The organism is Pseudomonadales bacterium (genome assembly GCA_024234165.1).
Taxonomy (GTDB): Bacteria; Pseudomonadota; Gammaproteobacteria; order Pseudomonadales; family UBA5518; genus UBA5518.
On sequence record JACKOP010000003.1, the window covers coordinates 233,303 to 253,487 of the forward strand.

The window sequence follows — 20,185 nt, forward strand, 5'->3', positions numbered from 1 at the left end:
AGGGAGCGGCGATTATAGCCGCGCGTCGTCCCTGATGGCATCGGGCGTGCGGCTGCTCGTGTACCCGAGGCCGGCCGTCAGCGACTGCTCGATGCGTGTGCGTGCGTGCAGGTAGTGCGCGGTGGGCGCATCGGCGCGCATCGCGTGCCCGAGATCGACGTCGGTCACGCAGACCGGGGGTGCCGTTCCCGTACCGCGGGGTCGCAGCCGCGCGAGCAGCCGCTCCGGCAGGTCTGCGTCCGGGTCACAGTCGGCAAAGGTGTCGCCTGCGCAGTGCAGCGTGAACCGTGTGTGCTCGCCCTTGCCGGTTGCCACGGCCTGCACCGGGATGCAGGGCGCTGCCTGCCGGGCCGGTGGCGGCATCGCGTGCGTCTGGTACTCGGCGCCGGCCGGTCGCACGATGCGAAACCACGCCGTTACCGTACTCGGCGCCGCGTTGCCACCCTGGCGGCTGCGTACCGCATCGAGGAACAGCGCCATGGCAGCGACCACTGCCGCTTCGTGCTCGAGTGCATATTCGGCGCGCCACAGCGAGCCGTGTTCGTCGCTGATCGTCATCACGAATGTCTCTGCCAGTGTTTCCAGGAACACGCAGCAGCGCCACGGGTATGCCTGCGCGACGATCGCCCGCAATGCCGTGCGCGCCAGCGCGTGGCGATCCACTGCGATCGGACTCCATTGCGGCTGTGGCTCGGCAAGCAGGCGATAAAGGCCGGTGATGCCGTCGGTGCTTTGGGCGCGGCTCGCACCCTTGCGAAAACCCAGCAGATGCAGGTGGTCGCCGATCTCGAGCACGTAGCGCGCAGCATCGCGGCGTTCGTGCTGGAAATGCCGGCTCAGGTCCGCGAACAGTTCGGTAAGACGCGCGCTGATCGCCTGGGCACGACTGGGACAGAAACAGCGAACCAGCAGTTGCGGCGAGCTGCCGTTGGCGCCGGATTGCAGATGTTCGCCGAGACAGCGCAGCAGTCCCTCGACACCGTCATGGCGTGCGCACACCAGTTCGCCCCAACTGGTGCGTGCAACGGTCTCCAGATTCAGCACCAGGTTTTCGCGCAGCGCGCTGTAGCCCAGCGAATCGGTACGGCTGCTGACGCGCTGCACGCCTGCCTTGCGTGCCTGCTGCAAGGGATCCCGACCGACATTGACGAACACCAGCCGGGCCGTGACCAGTGCACCCTGGCCGAAGGCCTGTTCTGCCGCACCAGCGGCGGGGTCGGTGGCCATGAAGCGGCGCAGCTCGCGCAGCATCGCCCGCACCTCGCCTTCGCGCAGACCTGCCGCGTGGGAGTGCAGCGCGACGCGCGTGCGTTCACCGATCACGCCGTTGGCGACGCACCAGCCAAGCAGTTCGCTGAGACAATTGCCTTCACGCAGCACTGCGGCTCCGGTGTCTGCGCCGCGCAGGATGCGCCAGCGCGGCGCTTCATCGGTATCGCTGTGCGTGGCGCGGATCATGACCTCGCGTTCGGTCACGTCGATCGCATGACCGGGATTGACCGTGTCGATCTTGCCGGACCTGCGCTCGTAGGCTGCGTACAGGCGCCGGCCAAGCACGGCGAGTTCGTGCACATCCGCGGTGTTGGTGCTGCCTTCGCGGCGGGTGAAATCCGCGAGAAAGCGGTAGCTCGTGCGCAGTTCGCGCACCAGTTCGTGCCGTTCGGCCTCGACCTCGAGGATGTTCCAGCGGCGGCGTGCGTCGAGCACGCCAAGCTTCCCGCTGTCCCAGCCCCAATCGTCGACCAGGCGCTCCATCAGCCGTCGCTGCCACGAACCCTTGCCGTCGCGCGGTGGCATCGAGAGTTTCTTGCCGACCTTGTAGTACAGGCACCTGCGGACGATTTCGAGCCGGGCTTCCTGGGCCTGCGCGCGCAGATAGTGCTCGATGCGGCGGTAGATCATCAGGTAGGGGTCGAGTTCGTCGATGTCGGTCACCCCGGCGCAGACGGCGCGCTTGCTGTCGGCGCTGAGGCTGTTCACCCTGGGCAGTTCGCTGGCGTAGACCTCGAACAGCAGCAGCTTCAGCAGCGACTTGTACGGTGAGTCGATCGCCTTGTAGAGCTGCCAGATGCCGGCGCTCAGGAACTCGCCGGCCGACAGTCCGGCCACTCCGCCGAAATCGACCACGTCGGTGGCGCGCAGGTGGCGCTTGCGCAGCAGTTCGGTGCACCACGCCTCATGGTCCTGTTCATGCTCCGGCGGTACCAGCCACCACGTCGGCATGCGGCCGGCCAGCAGGATGCCGGTGCGATAGAACTCATCGAGCAGCAGATGGTGCTGCGTAGTGCCACAGTTCTCGCCGGTCAGCGGTTCGCGATCCCCGCTGCGGTACTTCTCACCGTTCATCAGGAACAGGTGGGCCTCGAGCCCGAGCGTGGCGGCCCATTCGTGCAGCAGGGTGGTCTTGCGTGCGAGCAGTGCCAGCGCGTGGGATTCGAGGTCGTGCGGGTAGCAGACCCAGATGTCGAGGTCGCTGCGATCGGAGTGACCGAGCGTACCCGGGCTGCCCATCAGGTAGACCGCGTGGATGCGCGCCTCTGCTGCGGGACGCCGCTGTGGCGCGAAGCTGCGCGCGAGGCGGGTGGCACGTGCGAGCGTGGCTGCCGGCGGTGACCAGCCGCTGATGCCGCAGGGTGTGCCTTGCGATACGTAGCCGGGCAGCGCCGGGTGGTTCAGGTGCAGCAGCAGCGGCAACAGGTCGAGGAACTGGCGATGCCGTGGTGGCAGCATGGTGCGCACCCGTTCGAGCCGAGCCGCAGAAATCGCGCGAAAGCGCGTCCTGAGCACCCGCAGTTGCCTGCGGTCGACGCCGGGATCAGCGGATTCTGGTACGGCCTGCGCTGGCATGCCGTCAAGTATAGCGAGCGATTCAGGCGCTTCCGGGTGCCGCCCGTGCCTCGATGCGCGCCAGCGCGTCCGCAGCCGCCGCCGCGACCCGCCGCGGGGCCGTACCGCCGATATGGTCGCGCGCGGTCACCGAACCCTCGAGGCTGAGCACCTCGAACACATCGGGCCCGATCGTCGGACTGAACCCCTGCAGCGTTTGCAGCGGCATCTCGGCGAGGTCGGTGCCGCTTGCGCTTCCCGCCGCCACCGCCTTGCCGACCACCTCGTGTGCGTCGCGAAACGCCATGCCCTTGCGCACCAGGTAGTCCGCGAGATCGGTCGCGGTGGCGAAGCCGCGGCGGGCGGCCTCGCGCATCGCTGCGGCGTTCACCGTCAGCGCCGGCATCATGTCGGCGAAGGCGTGCAGTGCATCGCGCACCGTGTCGATGCTGTCGAACAGCGGCTCCTTGTCTTCCTGGTTGTCCTTGTTGTACGCCAGCGGTTGCGATTTCATCAGCATCAGCAGGCTCATCAGGTGTCCGGCAACGCGCCCGCTCTTGCCGCGCACCAGTTCGGGGACGTCCGGGTTCTTCTTCTGCGGCATGATCGACGACCCGGTGCAGAAGCGATCCGGCAGATTCACGAAACCGAACTGCGCCGAGGTCCACAGCACCAGTTCCTCGCTGAAGCGCGACAGGTGCGTCATCAGCAGCGCCGCGAAGGCACAGAACTCGATCGCGAAGTCCCGATCGGATACCGCGTCCAGGCTGTTGCGCGCCGGCGCCGAAAAGCCGAGCTCGGCGGCCGTGAACATACGGTCGATCGGGTAGCTGGTTCCCGCCAGTGCGGCGCTGCCGAGCGGTGAGACGTCGAGGCGCTTGCGGCAGTCCATGAGGCGGCCGTGATCGCGTTCGAGCATCTCGTTCCACGCCAGCATATGGTGGCCGAACGTCACCGGTTGCGCGGTCTGCAGGTGGGTGAATCCGGGCATGATCGTCGCAGCCTCGCGCGCGGCGAGCGTGGCCAGCGCGCGCTGCAGGCGCGTCAGCTCGCCGGCGATCGTATCGATCGCATCGCGCAGGTACAGCCGTACATCGGTTGCGACCTGGTCGTTGCGCGAGCGTCCGGTATGGAGTTTCTTGCCCGCAAGACCGATGCGCTCGGTCAGGCGTGCCTCGATGTTCATGTGCACGTCCTCGAGCTCGACGCTCCACGCGAAGCGGTCTTCCTCGATTTCCCGGCGAATATCGCCGAGTCCGGCGACAATTGCGGCGTGCTCGTCGCCGGTGAGCAGTCCTGCGCGTGCGAGCATCGCGGCATGCGCCAGCGAGCCGCGGATATCGTGCAGCGCCAGGCGGCGATCGAACTGCACCGAGGCGGTGAATCGCTGCACGAAGGCGTCGGTCGACTCGCTGAAGCGTCCTCCCCAGAGCGTGGATGTCTGTGGTTTTTCCATGGTGATGTCCGGGTCCGTGATCGCTGCGGTGGCGCGCGATTATAGAGAGTGTCGCAACACATCACGAGGCGCGTGGCGAGGCCTTCGCATCGGCGCTCGGGTGCCGCAGGGATACGGCTCCCGAGCGAGCAGGGATGCATTGACGGCGTCCTGCCGGTACGAAGGCCTCGTCAACCCGCTTTGCTACACTCGAACCAGGCCTTTTCGCGGCATCGGAACCACGCTGCATGAACCTGCCGTCGTCTTCCGCACGAAGCTTTCTGATCCCGGACCTGTGCGCGCCGACGGCGGTACTGGTGCTGCTGTTGATCAGCGTTCTGCTGGCGTTGAACTTCGAACTGTATGCCGAGGGCCTGCTCGGCTTCGACGGGGTGCGGTTCGGACGTGCCGCCGTGTATATCCTGTGGAACATGCTCGCGAGTGCGGCCCTGCTCTGTCTGCTGCGCGAACGCATTGGCCGCTGGCCTCTGGTGGCCGGAGCAGCGTTTGCCTACGCGCTCGTGGTCGTGGTCTGTGCGGCCTCGAATGTGGCCGCGCAGGCACTGCTCGGGGTGCTGCGTTTCGGCGCGACGCAGGCGCCCGATCCGTGGTGGCTCGGGCGTGATCTGCTGGTCGCCACGCTGTTCGGCGGCATGTTCCTGCGCTACTTCCACCTGCAGGGGGAACTGCTGCGCCAGCAGCGCGCCGAACTCGATGCACGGGTGGTCGCGCTGCAGGCGCGCATCCGCCCGCACTTCCTGTTCAACAGCATGAACATCATCGCGAGCCTGATTCCGCTCGATCCGGATGCGGCGGAAACCGCGGTCGAGGATCTGTCGGCGCTGTTTCGCGCCAGCCTGCGCGACGGTAGCGCGACCGTGCCGCTGGCAGAGGAACTCGATCTCTGCGAGCGCTATCTGCATCTCGAACAGCTCCGGCTCGGCGCGCGGCTGGTGGTGGAGCGTGCTATTGCACCCCTGTCGGCGGCATGGCAGGTGCCGCCGCTCAGCATCCAGCCACTGCTCGAGAATGCCGTGTATCACGGCATCCAGCCGCTCGCCGACGGCGGTTGCGTGCGATTCGTGCTGCACGAGCACGCCGGCAGCCTGATCGTCGAGGTGGCGAATCCCCTGCCGGCGGACGGTCCCGCGCACAGCGGCGGCGCCGGAATCGCGCTCGCGAACATCCGCGACCGGCTGCAGGCGATCTATGGTGCGCGCGCTGTCCTCGGCACCGGCAGCGTCGGTGACGCTTACGTCGCAAGGCTCACGATTCCTGCGGAGCAGGTCAAATGAAGATCCTGGTGGTCGATGACGAGCCGCTGGCGCGTGAACGCCTGAAGCGGCTGCTTGCCGCACGCGATGACTGCAGCGAAGTGTTCGAGGCGCGCAACGGCATCGAGGCGATCGCGATCAACGATACGGCACATCCCGACGTGATCCTGCTCGACATCCGTATGCCGGGGATGGACGGGCTCGAAGCGGCACGCCACATCATGGGTGGCACGCACCCGCCGGCGATCATCTTCTGTACCGCGTATGACGAGTACGCAATCGCCGCGTTCGAGCGCCGCGCCACGGGGTATCTGCTGAAGCCCGTGCAGCGCGGGAAGCTTGCCGCAGCGCTGGCGGCGGCGCGTGTGATGACGCGCGTGCAGCTCGATGCACTCACACAGTCCACGCCGGCGCAGCGCCGTTTCCTGAGCAGCCATGCCGCCGGCAGCACCCGTCTGATTCCCGTCGACGAGGTGCGTGCCCTGGTGGCCGATCACAAGTACGTCACCGCGTGGCTGGCGGGGAGCAGTGCCCTGCTCGACGACAGCCTGCGCGAGATCGAGAGCGAGTTTCCCGGCGCGTTCCTGCGAGTGCACCGCAATGCACTGGTCGCGATCCGGCACATCACCGGTATCGTGCGCCGTGCCGAAGGGGACTACATGGTGGCGCTGGCGGGCGTCGAGGTTCAGCCGCAGATCAGCCGCCGCCTGCTCGCCGAGGTGCGTACGCGTCTGGCGATGCTCTGAGCGCCACCGGTGCGAGTGCCGTATCATGGCGCTCCGCCCGCCGCAACCAGACCCGATGATGAACGATCGCATCCTCCGTATCGCAACCCGCAGGAGCCAGCTCGCGCTGTGGCAGGCCGAGCACGTGCGGGCGCGCCTGCTCGCCACGCATCCGGGGCTGCGTGTCGAACTGCTGCCGCTGTCGACGCAGGGTGACCGCATCCTCGACGTGCCGCTTGCAAAAATCGGCGGCAAGGGCCTGTTCGTGAAGGAACTCGAAACCGCCCTGCTCGAGGGGCAGGCCGATCTGGCCGTGCATTCGATGAAGGATGTGCCGATGGATTTTCCTTCCGGGCTCGGCATCGGCGCGATCCTCCCCCGGGAGGATGCGCGTGATGCGCTGGTGTCGAACACGGTCAGCGCGCTCGAAGCGCTGCCGCCGGGAGCGCGGGTCGGCACATCGAGCCTGCGTCGCCGCTGCCAGTTGCGCGCACTGCGCCCGGACCTGCAGGTCCTCGACCTGCGCGGCAACGTGAACACGCGGCTGCGCAAGCTCGACGAGGGCGAGTACGACGCGATCGTGCTCGCCAGCGCCGGACTGCTGCGCCTTGGGCTGGGTGAGCGTATCCGTATGCGCTTGCCTGCGGCCACCTCGCTGCCTGCGGTCGGCCAGGGAGCGATCGGCGTGGAAATCCGCACCGACGACGCGCCGTTGCAGGCACTGCTGGCCCCGCTCGATGACGCCGACTGTGCCGATTGCGTGCGCGCCGAGCGCGCGATGAACGCCGCGCTGCAGGGCGGCTGCCAGGTGCCGATCGCAGGGCATGCGACGATCGAGGTCGACGGTTCATTGTGGCTGCGCGGGCTGGTGGGCAGCGACGATGGCAGGCACATCGTGCGTGCCGAGATGCGAGGTGCGCGCGCCGACGCCGAGCGCCTGGGCACTGAACTCGCCAAGCGTCTGCTCGCTGCCGGTGCCGACGCGATCCTGCACGCATTGTGGACTTCGGCCTGAGACCATGGATGGACCGCTCGCCGGAATCCGTGCGCTGGTGACCCGTCCCGCCGGACAGGCGCCGGCACTGGTGCAGGCGATCCGCGCCGCCGGTGGCGTCGCGGTGGGATTTCCGCTGCTGGAAATCGTGCCGCTGGCAATCGACGATCATGCGGAACGCGCGACATTGGCCGCTGTGCTGAACGCACTCGACGAATTCGCGCTCGCCATTTTTGCCAGCCATAACGCGGTGCAGGCGTTGTTCGACGAGCTGCAGCGGACGGGGAGTCGATGGCCGTCCGCGCTGCGCTGCCTTGCGGTTGGCGCCGCCACCGCGTTGCGTCTGCACGAGGCCGGCATCGCCTGCGTCGGGGGTGAAGCGACGATGGACAGCGAGGAATTGCTGGCACGCCCCGAGCTGACCGCCGTCGCCGGCCAGCGCATCGTGATCTTTCGCGGTGTCGGCGGACGCGAACACCTGGCCGACGAACTGACGGCGCGTGGTGCCAGCGTCACCCGTTGTGCGCTGTACCGCCGGCGTGCCCCGGCCTCGTCGCCGGCGCAACTGCACGCGGTGCTGACACGTGAATGCATCAACACGGTGCTGCTGAGCAGTGGCGAGGGGCTGGCGAACCTGCTTGCCTTGCTCGGGCGGAGTGCGGCTGGCACGATAGGTTCGCAGTTTGCCGTTGTCACACCAGGTGAGCGCGTCGCATCGCTGGCGCGCAGCGCAGGCTTCGCGACGGTGCACGCAGCGACGAACGCCACCGATGCGGCGATGCTTGCGCTGCTGCAAGCCGTGGCAGCTCCCATTCGCGAGAGGACGCCGACAGCATGAGCCAGGACCAGGAATCCCTCCCCGCTGCCGAAACGATTGCACCGCCGGTGGCTCCTGCGCGCCGGCGCGGCCTGTGGTTCGTCGCGATGCTTGCGCTGTTGCTCGCCGCCGCGGCGCTCGCCTTTGACGCATGGCAATGGTACCGGCAGCAGACTGCAGCCACTGTGGCTCCCGACGATACCGACGATACCGGCGAGCGGTTGGCGACGCTCGAGGAGCTGGTGCGGCGCGCACCCGATCAGCGTATCGGCGAAGCACTGCGCGACATGGAGCAGGACAGGGCGAGGCTCTCCGGTCTCGATGCGCGGGTCGATGCGCTGGAGACACAGGGTGAAGCGCTGGCGCGCCGCGTCGCCGGCCTGGGCCCGGCCGACCGCCAGGACTGGGTGCTCGCGCAGGCGGAGTATCTGGAACGTCTCGCGAGCCAGAGCCTGCTGGCGGGACGCGAGGTGCGTTCGGCGCTCGGTCTGTTGACGGCTGCAGACGATGTGTTGCGTGGCCTCGACGATCCTGCGCTGTACGCAGCGCGTGCGGCGCTGGCGCGTGATATCGCCCGCCTGCGCGAGATTGCGGAATTCGACGTCGAGGGAACCTACGCGCGTCTTGCTGCGCTCGCCGGGCGGGTGTCGGCGCTGACGGTGTTGCGTCGCACTGCACCGCCCGCGTTCGACACCGCTACCGAAGAAGCAGCGCCGATGGCAACCGGAGAGCGCTGGTGGTCACGCGCCGCTGCGTTGCTCGGACGTTTCGTGGTCGTGCGCCACCGCAGCGAGTCAGTGCGCCCGCTGTTGCCGCTCGGTGAGGAAGGCCGCTTGCGCATGGAGCTTCGCCTCGGCATCGAGCAGGCGAAACTGGCGCTGCTGGCCGCCGAACCACGGATCTATCGCGACGCGCTCGGCATGGTGCGCACGCTCGCGGCGGATACGCTGACGATGGACGACCGCGCGACCCACGCGTTCCTGTCCGAACTCGATGCGCTGGCCGCAATCGACATCGCGCCGGCACTGCCGGATATCACGGACTCGCTGCGCGCGCTGCGCGCGAGCGTACCGGCGGTGGCGGGCCATGATGCTGCTGCCGCGACGCTGACAGCCCCGCCCGCGACCACGGAACCGCCCGCGACCACGGCACCGCCCGCGACCACCGAGACGCCACCCGCAGAAGCGCTGCCGCCTGCAGTCGGGGAGCCCTGACGATGCGCCGCGTGTTCGTCGTGCTGTTGCTGATCCTCGCCACCGCGGCGAGCCTTGCCTACCTGGTGCGCCTCGACGCCGGTTATGTGCTGGTCGAACTGCACGGCATCACGGTCGAGACCACGGTCTGGGTCGCCGCGCTGGGCGCACTCGTGGCGTTGCTGACGTTCTATTACGTGGCGCGCCTGCTGGTGATCGTCGCGGATGCGCTCACGCGTCTGCTTACCGGGCGCGTGCGTCGACACGAGGGTTTTCTTGCGCGCTGGCGGGCACGGCGGCGGGTGCACACGATGCGTGGCGTGCTGGCATTCTTCGAGGGACGCTGGCGTGATGCGGTGAAACAGCTTGCCCGCGGAGCGCGCAGTGCCGACGCGCCGCTGCTGAATCACCTGCTGGCCGCGCGCGCGAGCCATGAACTCGGTGACGACGAACTGGCAGAGGGCTTTCTGCAGCTTGCCGGCGAAGTCCCTGACGCTGCGCCCGCGGTGGCGCTGGTGCGGGCCGCGGCGGCGCTCGAGCGAGGTGAACACGTTGCGGCGCTGGCGATTCTCGACGGTGCGGCGCTCGATCCACGCACACAGCCGGCGGGCACGGCCCTGCTGCTCGAGGCACTGGAGCGCGCCAATGCCTGGGAGCGCATCCGTTTGCTGTTGCCGGATGCCCGCCGCCAGCGTGCGTGCGCGGAGGCACGGCTCGATGCGATCGAGGAGCGTGCGTTGCGTGCGGTGGCAGCGGGTGACGACGTCACGCCCGAGACGCTGCAGACCGCATGGAAGGCGGTCGAACCGCGGTTGCGCCAGCAGCCCGGGCTGATCGCCGTTCACGCTTCGGCACTGGCGCGGAGCGGCCGCGCCGATGAGGCGGCCCGCGAACTGGAGCGGGCTCTCGAGCAGGGGTGGGACCCGCGGCTGGTGCGCGCATACGGACTGATACCCGCGTCGGACGTCCGGCGCCAACTGGTCTTCGCCGAATCGCTGCTGCGTGCGCACGCGGAGCAGCCCGAACTGCTGCTGGCGCTGGGACGCATCGCGCTGCGTAATCAGCTCTGGGGCAAGGCGCGTGATTATTTCGACGCCAGCCTGCGGCTTGCGGCGCGTGCCGATACCTGTGCCGAGCTGGCACGGCTGTACGAGCAACTCGGTGAGCATGAACAGAGCCGTGCGCTGCTTGCACGTGCGGTGCGCCATGCGGTGGGTGAGCTGCCGTCGTTGCCGATGCCGACACGCTCGTAGCCCGGACGCCGGATACCCCTGGGCAGATCTGCAGCGAGGAAGCGTGGCATGCCGTACGTGAACATCAGGATCACCGATGAAGGCGCCACCGCCGAACAGAAGGCACGGCTGATCGAGGGCGTCACCGCGCTGCTGCGCGACGTGCTCGGCAAGAATCCGGCAACCACCTTCGTGGTGATCGACGAAGTGCCGGTGGACAACTGGGGCGTCGGCGGCGAGCAGGTCAGCGTACGACGCAGATCGGGTAGATGACGGCGTCGCCACCCACCTTGCAGCACTTGATATCCGGTCCGTAGGTCGGCATTCATGCCGACATTCATGCTCACATGCCGACATTCATGCTCACATGCCGACATGCATGCCGATGGATGCGTACCCGCGTGCTGCCTAGTGCAACGAACCGCCGCGGCGCGGACTCGGCGGTGCCGGAGGCGCTTCGTCGCTCTCGGCCGGTTGCCCCTGCATATCCTCTTCCTCGATCGCGAGCTGATCGAGTACGAGTCCGCCCACGTGGTCGAGCAGCGCCTGCAGCACGCGGCCCTGTTCGTCGGCCGCCTGCACGTCGAGTGCCCACATCGTGGCGATCAGCGCTTCCACTGCCATCACCACGCTGGCAGCGCCCGGACCCAGGTCGGGCGAGCCGATCTGGTGGGCTTCCGTCTCCAGTTCATCGACCAGTTGGGCGGCCAGACGCTGCAGGCTGCACGTCTGGCACACGTTCTGGTCACCGCCGTGCGAGCGTTCCAGGCGACGCAGCAGGCGACGAAGTTGCGTCATCGATTGGCGTTTTGCTGTGGAGCCCATGCTCGATCTCTCCGCTGGTGTGCCGTCAGCCGGCCTCGCAAGGCCGCGGATTATACGGCCATCTGTGCCCGGGCGCCGGCTCGTCGTGGCTGCTCGTCGTGTCCGGACAGGCGCCGTGCCAAGCCCGAGCGCAGCCGGGTGCGCTCCAGCCAGCACGCATCGAGCCTGCCTCCGGGCAGCAGCAGCTCGACGCCGGTGCGCGCGCGCGTGATCGCGGTGTAAAGCAGCTCGCGCCCGGCGAGCCCGCTGGCAGCGGCTGCGGGCGGTAGCACCAGTGCGATACGGTCGAATTCGGAGCCCTGGCTCTTGTGCACGGTAAGGGCGTAAGCGGTCTCGTGTTCGGGCAGTCTGGCCGCGGGCAACAGGCGTACGCCGCCCGCGTGGGCGAACACCGCCAGCGGGCGGCTGTCCTCGTCATCGACCACGATGCCGAGGTCGCCGTTATACAGCCGCAGCTCGTGATCGTTGCGCGTGATGATCAGCGGGCGGCCTGGATAATGGACGCGACCGCGATCGGCAAGACCCGCCTCGGCGAGTGCCTGTGCGAGTTCGCGGTTCAGTGCGCTCACCCCCACGGCCCCGTCACGCAACGCGCACAACACGCGGAATCGCTGCTGCAGCACCGGCAGTGCGGCGGCCGCAGCCGGGTTGCCGCGCGCTGCGATCGCCGCAGCTGCCAGCTCGCGGTAGGCATCGCGCAGCACCCGCAGTTCCGCGCCGTCGATGCATCCGTCGTATGCCGTTACGCGCACGCTGTCGCCGGTCGCAAGGGTCGCGTTGGCTTCGGCATGGTTGCCGGCGTTCACCGCCGCTGCCAGGCGTCCGATGCCGCTGGTCGCGTCGAAGCGGTAGCTGTGGCGCAACACCGCGATCGCGTCGGTGATCGCGTCGGCGCCGGGAGCCGTCTCGACCTGCACCCGGCACAGTGCCTGCAGCTCGGCGCCGCGCGCGGGACCCGGCGTTCCGGCGTGTGCACACAGTGCGCCGAACACGTTGCCGGGCTCCACGGCAGCCAACTGATCGCGATCTCCGAGCAACAGCAGCCGCGCTCCGACGGGCAGCGCATCGAGCAACGCATCCAGCAGCCGCAGGTCGATCATCGAGCACTCGTCGACGACGACCAGATCGGCAGCAAGCGGATTGGCACGGTGGTGAGCGAAGCCGCGCGTCGCGCTGGCGCCGAGCAGCCGGTGCAGCGTCAGCGCTTCGGTCGGGAGTGCAGCCCGCAGCGCTGGGTCGAGCAGGCCCTGTTCGCCGAGACGTGCAAACTCGTGGGCGAGTGCTTCACCGACGCGTGCCGCCGCCTTTCCGGTCGGAGCGGCAAGGCGCACTGCAATGCGTTCGCCACGCGCGAGTGCGTCGCGCGCGTACACGGCGAGCAGGCGCGCCACGGTGGTCGTCTTGCCGGTGCCCGGGCCGCCGCTGATCACGCCGAGTCCACGTGTCAGCGCGGTCGCACACGCAAGCTTCTGGGCGTTCGTGCCGCTGTCATTGCCGGGATACAGGGCGTCGAGCCAGCGTGGGGCGTCGGCGTGCAGCGCGACCGGTTGCCCCGCCAGCGCCCGCAGCCGCGCCGCGACCCGGTGCTCCGCCAGCCAGTAGCGGTGCAGGTACACGCGCGAGCCGTCGAGCACCAGTGGGCGTGCCTCTCCCGGCGTCGCGCAGTCCTGGCACAGCCCCGGTTCGGCACGCAGCGCAGCGCGCACCCGTGCGACGTCCAGGCCCGCTGCAAGGGCCCACTCCGGCAGTGAGGTCTCGTCCAGGTCGAGGCACAGATGGCCCTTGCCGAGCTCGGCGCAGGCGAGTGCCGCCGCCAGCGCGATCGCGTCGGGGTCGTGTCGTGCCCGTCGTGCCAGCATGTCGCCGAAGTGATGGTCCACCGGCCGCAGCCCGTCGATCCCTCCTGCCGGCGTCGGTCGATCAGTCGTCATCGCCGTCGTCCCCGCTGCACAGTGCATCCAGCGCCTCGATCAGTTCCCGCGCAGGCCGTGCGTACCAGACGCCGTGACGTGCCCCGGCGGCTGCACGCATTCCGCGCAGGTACAGGTAGTAGACGCCGCCGACGTGGCGTTCGTAATCGAAGGTCTCCCCGAGGCGCTGGCGCAGCAGTCGCGTCAGCGCGAGCGTGTAGAGCGCGTACTGCAGGTCGTAGCGGTGTTCGACGATCGAGTGCGCGAGGCGCGCCGGTGCATAGTCGGCCAACGCATTGCCGAGATGGTTCGATTTGTAGTCCACGACGTAGTAGCGCCCACGGCATTCGAAGACCAGGTCGATGAAGCCGCTCAACATTCCGCGCACGCGTGCGAACGCCAGCGCCGGAGCGGCGCGCGCGAGCGGATCGTGCGCTGCGAGCAGGGCGTCGAGCCGGGCGGTATCGAATGGCGCAAGCGGGAACTCGAATCCCAGTTCGACCGCGTGCCGCCCCGATGAGCCCTGCAGCGAGCGTAGCCGCAGTGCATCGTCGTCGAGTGCACAGTCGAGCACATCGGCGAGCAGTTGCTGCAGTGCCGGCAGCCAGTCGGCCGCATAGCCGGCGTGCTGCAGCGCCCGGGAAATCATCCCGGCATGAACCGTCGCGTCTGCCTGCGCCGCGAAATCGAGTCCCTCGAACAGCGCGTGCAGGAAGCTTCCATGCCGCGCACCGCGCGGGAAGTTGAAGATGCTGTGCTCCTGTGCGGGCGAAGCGGCGTCTGTCTCGGCACGCAATTCCGGTTGGCGCAACAGTCGTCCGGAGCGTGTATCGAGGTGACGCGCCAGCGCCGAATAGCTGCTTGCCTGCCAGTCACGCTCGATCACGGTCAGGAACCGCCGCGCGGCGAGTGGTCTTGACGGTGGTGTTGCGGCCGGGACTTCGCACCATGGCAGCGCCTCGGCATCGAGCAGCACCGTTCCCGGCAGCGTGCCGAGGCGTGCAATCGCACGCTCGGCGCCGAGTGTTTCCGCATCGAGCAGATGGCCGGGCGCACTGTCCTTGAACCGGCTCTCCTTTGCGTTGCCGCGGCGAACGTCGCCTACCCCGAGCACGCAGCCGTGGATGGCGCGCGTGATGCCGACGTAGAAGAGTCGCAGGTCCTCGGCCCGTTGCTCGCGTTGTGCCGCTGCGGTCGATTTTGCCTCTGCGGCAAGGTCGTAGCACAGTTCGTGCGTGTCATCGCGATGGAACAGGGCCTCCTTCGCGGGCTTGAATACGGGTGTGAAGGGCAGGTACACCAGCGGGTACTCCAGGCCCTTGCTCGCGTGCAGCGTCACGATCCGTACGCGCTCGGCGTCGCTCTGCAGCCGCAGCAGCTCCACTTCGCGCTCACCGCGTGCCGGATCGCTCGCGTGCGCGATCAGCGCGGTGAAGCGTGCGAGCAGCGCCTCGTCGCTGTCGAGCGACTCGCGTTCGGCCTGCAGCAGCTCGATCAGGTGCAGGCAGTTGGTCAGCGCGCGTTCGCCGTCGCTGCGCGCGAGCAGCCTGCGCGGTACATCCCAGGCGAACAGCAGCCGGCGCAGCGTTGCCTGCACACCGGCGCTGCGCAGTGCTTCGGCCAGGGCGAGGAAACGCTCCTGCTCGCGCAGCAGTCGGGCGTCGTCGTCGCGCAGCAGCGCCAGTTCTGCAGCGTTGCGCCCGAGCAGCGCACAGCCGAGCGCAGCCCGCAGCCGGCGCTCCGATCCGGGCTCGAGCAGCGCCGCCAGCGCCTGGTGCAGATCGCGTGCCTCTTCGCTGGCGTAGACATTGTCGCGGCTGAGATGGACGCAGGCGATGCCGCGCCTCTCGCAGGCGTCGGTGAAGTGGCGAGCCTCGTGCCGATCGCGCACCAGGCAGACGATATCGCCGGCGCGAAGAGCGTGTCCGCCGAGCAGGACGCGCCCGTCCTGCGCCTTGCGCAGCAGATCGGCCAGATGATTGGCGGCTGCGTTCGCCATGCGTTCGCGATACTCCTCGGTCGCCGGTGGGTCCGCTGACGGCGAATCTGCTCCGGCTTCCGCTGCCTTGAGATGCAGCACCGTGAGCGCCGCAACAGGGGTGCCGTCGAGCAACAGGGGCTTCTCCTCGGCTCGCCCCGCCGCCCGCACCGCATCGAAGGGCATGGCGTCGCCGGCAAGGAAGGGATCGTTGTCCGTGCGCAGCGTGAACAGAGCGTTCACCGCGTCGATCAGCGTCGCGACCGTGCGATAGTTGGTCGGCAGCGAGCGCCGCTCGCTCACCGTCGAGCGCGCACGCAGGTAGGCGTGCACATCGGCGCCGCGAAACGCGTAGATCGCCTGCTTCGGATCACCGACCAGGAACAGCGCGCTGTCCGCGGTGGAGTAGATTGTCGAAAACACTTCCCACTGGCGCAGATCGGTGTCCTGGAACTCGTCGATCAGCGCGACCGGATACTGTTCGCGAATCGTTGCCGCGAGCCGTGCCCCGCCGGCACCGCGCAGTCCCGCGTCGAGCAGGCGCAGCAGGTCGTCGTAGCCAAGCTGGCCGCTGCGGTCCTTGGCGTCGGCAAGACGCCGTGGCAGTTCGACGAGCGCATCGGTCAGCAGCCGCCGGTACAGCGCGGTGCCGTGTTCGTCGAGCGTCTGCGCAATGTCGAATACCGTCAGTGCCGGCAGCGCGTTGCCCTTCTTTTTGGCGAGTTCGCTGGCAAGGAAATCACGCGACAGCGCGTGCACCGTTTCGTGGTCCAGGCTTGCCGCACCTGCCAGCACTGCGTCCATGCGCGGCAGCGCCTCCTGCAGCGCTTCCCTGCCTTTGCTGTTGAGCCGGGTCTCGGCGATGGCGGCATCGAAGCCGGGGCCCTCGCTGCGCCACGCCGTGAGCAGCCGGGTGGCTTCGGCGTCGATCGTGGCGAGGAGCTGCTGCCACGACCCGGCCGGAGCATTCAGCGTTTGCAAGCCTTGCCGGCCAAGCAGATTGCGCACGGTGGTCACGAAACCGGCGTGATCGATGCGCCCGAGCAACTGCGCTGCCGGCAAGGCCGGCAACGGATAGACGCGTTCGCGCCAGAAGTCGTGGATGGTGCGCCTGACGAGCAGCGCATCGTCTTCGGCGATATCGGCTGCAAACGAAATTCCGCTTTCGAAGGCATTGCGCTTCAGCGCCCGGTTCGCGAAACCGTGGATCGTGAAGATGCTCGCCAGGTCGAGTTCCAGTTCGGCGGCGTGCAGGCGGTCGTGGTCGCGTTCGCGTTCTGCGCTGGCGGCCAGAAGCTCGGCGATCAGCGCGTCATCTTCGGGTGCGGTGCCGCCGCTGGCAAAGGCCAGTCGCGCGGCCCGCAGACGGGTGCGGATGCGCGTGCGCAGCTCTTCGGTCGCAGCCCGCGTGAAGGTGACGATCAGGATCTCGCGCAATGCGCGCGCGGGAGCCGGTGGGGTGCCCGGCGGGTTTGCGCCGAGCAGCAGGCGCAGCACCAGTCCGGTGATCGTCCATGTCTTGCCGGTGCCTGCGCTCGCCTCGATCAGGCAGCGGCCAAGCAAGGGCAGGCTGTTCGGGTCGGAGTTCATCGTGCGCCCTCGTCGAGAGCGGCCAGCAGCGGATCGAACACGCGTGTCGCGAGTGCCGCGAATCCGGCATCGAAGATCACGTCCGGCTGCGCGAACACCCGCCGCACGTTGCGGTCGCTGCCTTCGCCGGGATGGTTGTGGCCGTCCTCGAACTGGCTTCCGGCAGTCTTCAGCGCCTGTGCGGGGTTGCCGCTCTTGCGCAGTGCCTGCGCATAGGCGAACGAGGTCCTGGGGAAGAGCGGCAGCGGACGACGCTGCCCTTCACGGTAAATCCGTACCAGACCGGCAAGGTGTTCGCGTGCCTGCGCGGGATCGAGCGGCGGCAGTACGCGCAGCACATCGGCACAGTGCAACTCTGCGCTGCCGGTCGTCAGGTTGCAGGCACAGCCGCACAGGTGGCTGATCCAGAACGGCAACAGCGTGTTGCCGTGCGCCTTGGATGCGCTGATCCGGCGCAGCCGCCCGTCGCGCAGACCAGCCAGGATGCCGTGCAGACGCAGCCCGCCCGACTCGAGCGCGAAGCTCTGGCTGCGCGTATCCAGGGCCGCCCATGCGCTGGCGGTTTCCAGCAGCGGCGCGCAGGAGTCGAGCGTCCTGGCCAGCGCCCGTGTGCCGGCGAAGCCGTGTGGGAGCTGGCCGCTGGCCGTGAAGCGCGCGCTGGCGGCAGCAGCGCTGCCACCGGTGAGCACCGTGGCGAGCAATGTCTCGCGCAACTGCCATTGCTCGAGCGCGTCGAGCGCCAGCGGCTCCTCGTCGGCGTCGACTTCCTCGCCGTATCCCAGACGCACACCGAGACGCTGTTCCAGAAAACCACGGCAGGGGTTGCGCATGAACGCGAGCAGGGTGTCCAGAGCCAGCTCGTCGATTGCAGGCGCCGGCAGCGGTTGTGCGCAGAAGATCCCGGCGGCGGATCGCTCGTGTGCCGCCGGCAGCCATTCGCTGCGAAAGCTCGAAAGCACCCCGCCTTCCTCGAAGTAGACGCGATCGAAGGGCTTCAGCCGGTGTTCACGCGTGAGCACGGCGCTGGCCGAGCGGCCGTCGTTGGCGGGCAGCCACCAGTCGTCGATGTGATTGCGCAGCTCGCTCAGCGGCAAGGCTGGTTCGCGCTTGCTGTCGTTGCGCTCGTCGCGCGCCACGCGGCTTATATAGAAGTGGTCGCGTGCCGACAGCAGGGCTTCGAGAAACAGGTGGCGATCGTCGTCGCGCTGCGAGGGGTCACCGGCACGCGGTGTGCGCGCCATCAGGTCGAAGGCCGGTGGCGGGGAGCTGCGTGGAAATGCCTCGGCCTCCATGCCGAGCAGGCACACCACGCGAAACGGGATGCTGCGCAGCGGCGTGAGCTGGCAGAAATTCACGCCGCCACGCAGGAAATCGTGCGAGCCGTCCTGTGCGGCGAGCCGTGCGGCGAGCAGGTCGTGCAGCACGCTGCGCGCGAGCGGGCCGTCGTGGCCGGCGTCATCGATCGCGCTGGCGGTGTCGGCCAGCGCACGGTGCAACACGGCGAGGTCTTCGGCGGTATCGGGATCGTCGCAGAAGAAGTCAGCCAGCAACGCGTGCAGAAGCTCGGTCCAGGCACGCATCGGGCGTGTCGCGACGAGCGCAGTCGCGTAGTGCTCGATGTGGCGCAGGAACCCGGCAAGCCGACCGACGCCTTCCATGCCGTCGAGACCGCCCGGGTCGAGCGGTGCGATGCCGTCGTAAAGCGTGTCCTCGTCGAAGGCGATGCCGAGCAGCAGGCGTTCGAGTCCGAATCGCCACGAGTTGCGTTCGGGACCTGGCGTCCCGTCTGGCAGCGGGCTGGCGTCGAGCCCCCAGCGAATCGCCGCGGCGTCGGTGCGTTCACGCAGGGACTCGAGCACGTCGGCGCCTATCCTGAAGCGCTTCCCGATCGCCGGAACACCGAGCAGTGCCAGCAAGGCCGATCGTTCGAAGCGGCTTTCCGGCAGTCGCAGCAGGTGCAGGAATGCCTGCAGCAGGGTGTTCGTCGTGCTGCCATCACGATCGGCGATCGTGAACGGCAGATGGCGCGGATCATGGTGTGGCAGCGTGAACACGGCCTGGATCGCACCGGTGTAGACGCCGATATCGGGTGCCATCACGACGATATCGCGTGGCCGCAGCCCCTCGACGGCGGCGAGAAGATGCAGGAGTTGATCCTGCAGCGCCTCGACCTCGCGCAACCGGCTGTGCGCCTCGGCGAACACCAGGCTGCCGTCGTCGCGTTCCAGCGAACGCCGCTGCCCGGGCGTGTCGTGGTGCAGCAGGTCGTTCTGCAGCGCGCCAAGCACGCCGGGAGCAGTTGCCTCGCAGAACAGATCGGCTACGTCGGTGAGATCGCGTGCGAGCAGTTGCGCCAGCCCCGAGCGGCCGGCGCGCCCCCACGCGTCGAGCAGCGGATTGCCGCTCGTGCTGAGTGCGGCGCGTTCCGGTTCTTCCACGCGCCAGCGTGCCAGCGTGCGCTCACTTTCGGTGTCGTACCAGTAGGTGTTGCTGGGGTTGAACTGGAACAGGTGCACATCGGTGCGGTTCGCAAGGGCAAGCAGTGCTTCGACGAACAGGGGCGCCAGCGAGCCGAGGCCAAAACCGACGATGCGCCCGGGAAGCGCGACCGGCAGCGCCCGTGTGCCGCCAAGGTCATCGATCAGTTGCTGCAGTCGTCTGGCGCCGTGCAGTTGACCCGGCTGTTCCTCCTGCAGTCGCTCGACCACCGCACGCCACAGCAGCGCCTGCCAGGCATTGCCGGCAAGTGCCGGCCCGGCCACGGCCGTGCCCGATTCCCAGGCGAGCAGCCACTCGTACCGGTACAGCAGGTAGCGGTCGAAGAGTTCCGCCAGCCGCAGGCTCAGCGCGTAGAGGCGGCGCTGGGGATCGCTGCCGTCCAGATAATGCGCCACGGCTTCGAAGCCGGGGCAGGCTTGCAGCGACGGCAGTTCGCGCATGATGCGCAGCGCCAGCTGTTCCTTGCTCCACGCGTGTGCGCCGGCGTGCTGGCGCACTTCGCCGGACAGCGAGCGCGCGAGACCGTCGAGGAACGCGGCTGGCGATTCCATGCGCAGGTTCGCCGCGATGCCGCTGTGAGCGGCGATTCCTGCGCGCAGCCACTTCGCCATGCCGATGTTCGGCACCATCACCCGTTCGGCGACCAGCGGGGCAAGCGGCGCTGCCCCGAGCAGTGTGCAGGCACACTTGCGCAGCACGTCCATGTCGTTGCCGTGGTATTGGTAGAGCATCCCTTTCCTCGTGCGACCCGGTCGTGATTGTGGGCGAGACAACGCGCGTGCGGAAGCGTTGGCGGCTATTCAGAGGCTGCCGCAAAAAGTCTCCGATCGGCGATGCGAGCAGCGCGGGACGATGCCTTGGCACCGGCGGGACGCCGTAAATGCATC

Annotated in this window: 13 protein-coding genes; 7 read left to right on the plus strand and 6 right to left on the minus strand. The window is 68.4% G+C overall.

Going from position 1 to position 20,185, the window contains the following annotated elements; translation table 11 throughout:
- Positions 1 to 12 precede the first annotated feature (12 nt).
- Positions 13 to 2,787, minus strand: a complete 2,775-nt coding sequence (locus tag H7A12_10420) for a class I adenylate cyclase (GenBank protein ID MCP5321224.1) — start codon at positions 2,785 to 2,787, stop codon at positions 13 to 15.
- Between the two features lie 82 nt (positions 2,788 to 2,869).
- A complete protein-coding gene (gene argH, locus H7A12_10425) occupies positions 2,870 to 4,282 on the minus strand; it encodes an argininosuccinate lyase (GenBank protein ID MCP5321225.1) in 1,413 nt (470 codons plus the stop codon).
- 227 nt (positions 4,283 to 4,509) lie between these two features.
- Between argH and H7A12_10430 the strand changes: the two genes are divergently transcribed.
- The 7 genes from H7A12_10430 to H7A12_10460 are packed head-to-tail and all read left to right on the plus strand — an operon-like array spanning position 4,510 to position 10,769.
- Complete coding sequence (locus tag H7A12_10430) at positions 4,510 to 5,556, plus strand: sensor histidine kinase (GenBank protein MCP5321226.1); 1,047 nt, start codon at positions 4,510 to 4,512, stop codon at positions 5,554 to 5,556.
- Positions 5,553 to 6,281: a response regulator transcription factor gene (locus H7A12_10435; protein MCP5321227.1), complete on the plus strand. Its 729-nt coding sequence runs from the start codon at positions 5,553 to 5,555 to the stop codon at positions 6,279 to 6,281. Before H7A12_10430 ends, H7A12_10435 begins: the two co-directional genes overlap by 4 nt.
- A 58-nt stretch (positions 6,282 to 6,339) precedes the next feature.
- On the plus strand, positions 6,340 to 7,275 hold the full coding sequence (gene hemC / locus H7A12_10440) for a hydroxymethylbilane synthase (protein ID MCP5321228.1): 936 nt from the start codon (positions 6,340 to 6,342) through the stop codon (positions 7,273 to 7,275).
- Positions 7,276 to 7,279: 4 nt separating this feature from the next.
- Positions 7,280 to 8,092, plus strand: a complete 813-nt coding sequence (locus H7A12_10445) for a uroporphyrinogen-III synthase (GenBank protein MCP5321229.1) — start codon at positions 7,280 to 7,282, stop codon at positions 8,090 to 8,092.
- Positions 8,089 to 9,285, plus strand: a complete 1,197-nt coding sequence (locus tag H7A12_10450; GenBank protein ID MCP5321230.1) for a uroporphyrinogen-III C-methyltransferase — start codon at positions 8,089 to 8,091, stop codon at positions 9,283 to 9,285. The genes H7A12_10445 and H7A12_10450 overlap by 4 nt, the downstream gene beginning before the upstream one ends.
- A gap of 2 nt (positions 9,286 to 9,287) precedes the next feature.
- On the plus strand, positions 9,288 to 10,517 hold the full coding sequence (locus H7A12_10455; protein ID MCP5321231.1) for a hypothetical protein: 1,230 nt from the start codon (positions 9,288 to 9,290) through the stop codon (positions 10,515 to 10,517).
- Between the two features lie 48 nt (positions 10,518 to 10,565).
- The gene (locus H7A12_10460; GenBank protein MCP5321232.1) at positions 10,566 to 10,769 is read left to right on the plus strand and encodes a 4-oxalocrotonate tautomerase family protein; all 204 of its coding nucleotides are present in this window, start codon (positions 10,566 to 10,568) and stop codon (positions 10,767 to 10,769) included.
- Between the two features lie 135 nt (positions 10,770 to 10,904).
- Here the strand turns inward: H7A12_10460 and H7A12_10465 are convergent, their stop codons facing one another.
- From H7A12_10465 to recC, 4 genes are all read right to left on the minus strand, one after another.
- Positions 10,905 to 11,294 carry a hypothetical protein gene (locus H7A12_10465; GenBank protein MCP5321233.1) on the minus strand — a complete coding sequence of 130 codons (390 nt, stop codon included), beginning with the start codon at positions 11,292 to 11,294 and terminating at the stop codon, positions 10,905 to 10,907.
- 77 nt (positions 11,295 to 11,371) lie between these two features.
- Positions 11,372 to 13,252, minus strand: a complete 1,881-nt coding sequence (gene recD, locus H7A12_10470) for an exodeoxyribonuclease V subunit alpha (GenBank protein ID MCP5321234.1) — start codon at positions 13,250 to 13,252, stop codon at positions 11,372 to 11,374.
- Positions 13,242 to 16,799, minus strand: a complete 3,558-nt coding sequence (gene recB / locus H7A12_10475; GenBank protein MCP5321235.1) for an exodeoxyribonuclease V subunit beta — start codon at positions 16,797 to 16,799, stop codon at positions 13,242 to 13,244. The genes recD and recB overlap by 11 nt, the downstream gene beginning before the upstream one ends.
- A complete protein-coding gene (gene recC, locus H7A12_10480; GenBank protein MCP5321236.1) occupies positions 16,796 to 20,029 on the minus strand; it encodes an exodeoxyribonuclease V subunit gamma in 3,234 nt (1,077 codons plus the stop codon). Before recC ends, recB begins: the two co-directional genes overlap by 4 nt.
- Between the last annotated feature and the right edge of the window lie 156 nt (positions 20,030 to 20,185).

Coding starts and splice junctions, on each gene's coding strand:
- argH (MCP5321225.1), bottom strand. CDS start 4,282: ATGGAAAAACCACAGACATCCACGCTCTGGGGAGGACGCTTCAGCGAG.
- H7A12_10430 (MCP5321226.1), top strand. CDS start 4,510: ATGAACCTGCCGTCGTCTTCCGCACGAAGCTTTCTGATCCCGGACCTG.
- H7A12_10435 (MCP5321227.1), top strand. CDS start 5,553: ATGAAGATCCTGGTGGTCGATGACGAGCCGCTGGCGCGTGAACGCCTG.
- hemC (MCP5321228.1), top strand. CDS start 6,340: ATGAACGATCGCATCCTCCGTATCGCAACCCGCAGGAGCCAGCTCGCG.
- H7A12_10445 (MCP5321229.1), top strand. CDS start 7,280: ATGGATGGACCGCTCGCCGGAATCCGTGCGCTGGTGACCCGTCCCGCC.
- H7A12_10450 (MCP5321230.1), top strand. CDS start 8,089: ATGAGCCAGGACCAGGAATCCCTCCCCGCTGCCGAAACGATTGCACCG.
- H7A12_10455 (MCP5321231.1), top strand. CDS start 9,288: ATGCGCCGCGTGTTCGTCGTGCTGTTGCTGATCCTCGCCACCGCGGCG.
- H7A12_10460 (MCP5321232.1), top strand. CDS start 10,566: ATGCCGTACGTGAACATCAGGATCACCGATGAAGGCGCCACCGCCGAA.
- H7A12_10465 (MCP5321233.1), bottom strand. CDS start 11,294: ATGACGCAACTTCGTCGCCTGCTGCGTCGCCTGGAACGCTCGCACGGC.
- recD (MCP5321234.1), bottom strand. CDS start 13,252: ATGACGACTGATCGACCGACGCCGGCAGGAGGGATCGACGGGCTGCGG.
- recB (MCP5321235.1), bottom strand. CDS start 16,799: ATGAACTCCGACCCGAACAGCCTGCCCTTGCTTGGCCGCTGCCTGATC.
- recC (MCP5321236.1), bottom strand. CDS start 20,029: ATGCTCTACCAATACCACGGCAACGACATGGACGTGCTGCGCAAGTGT.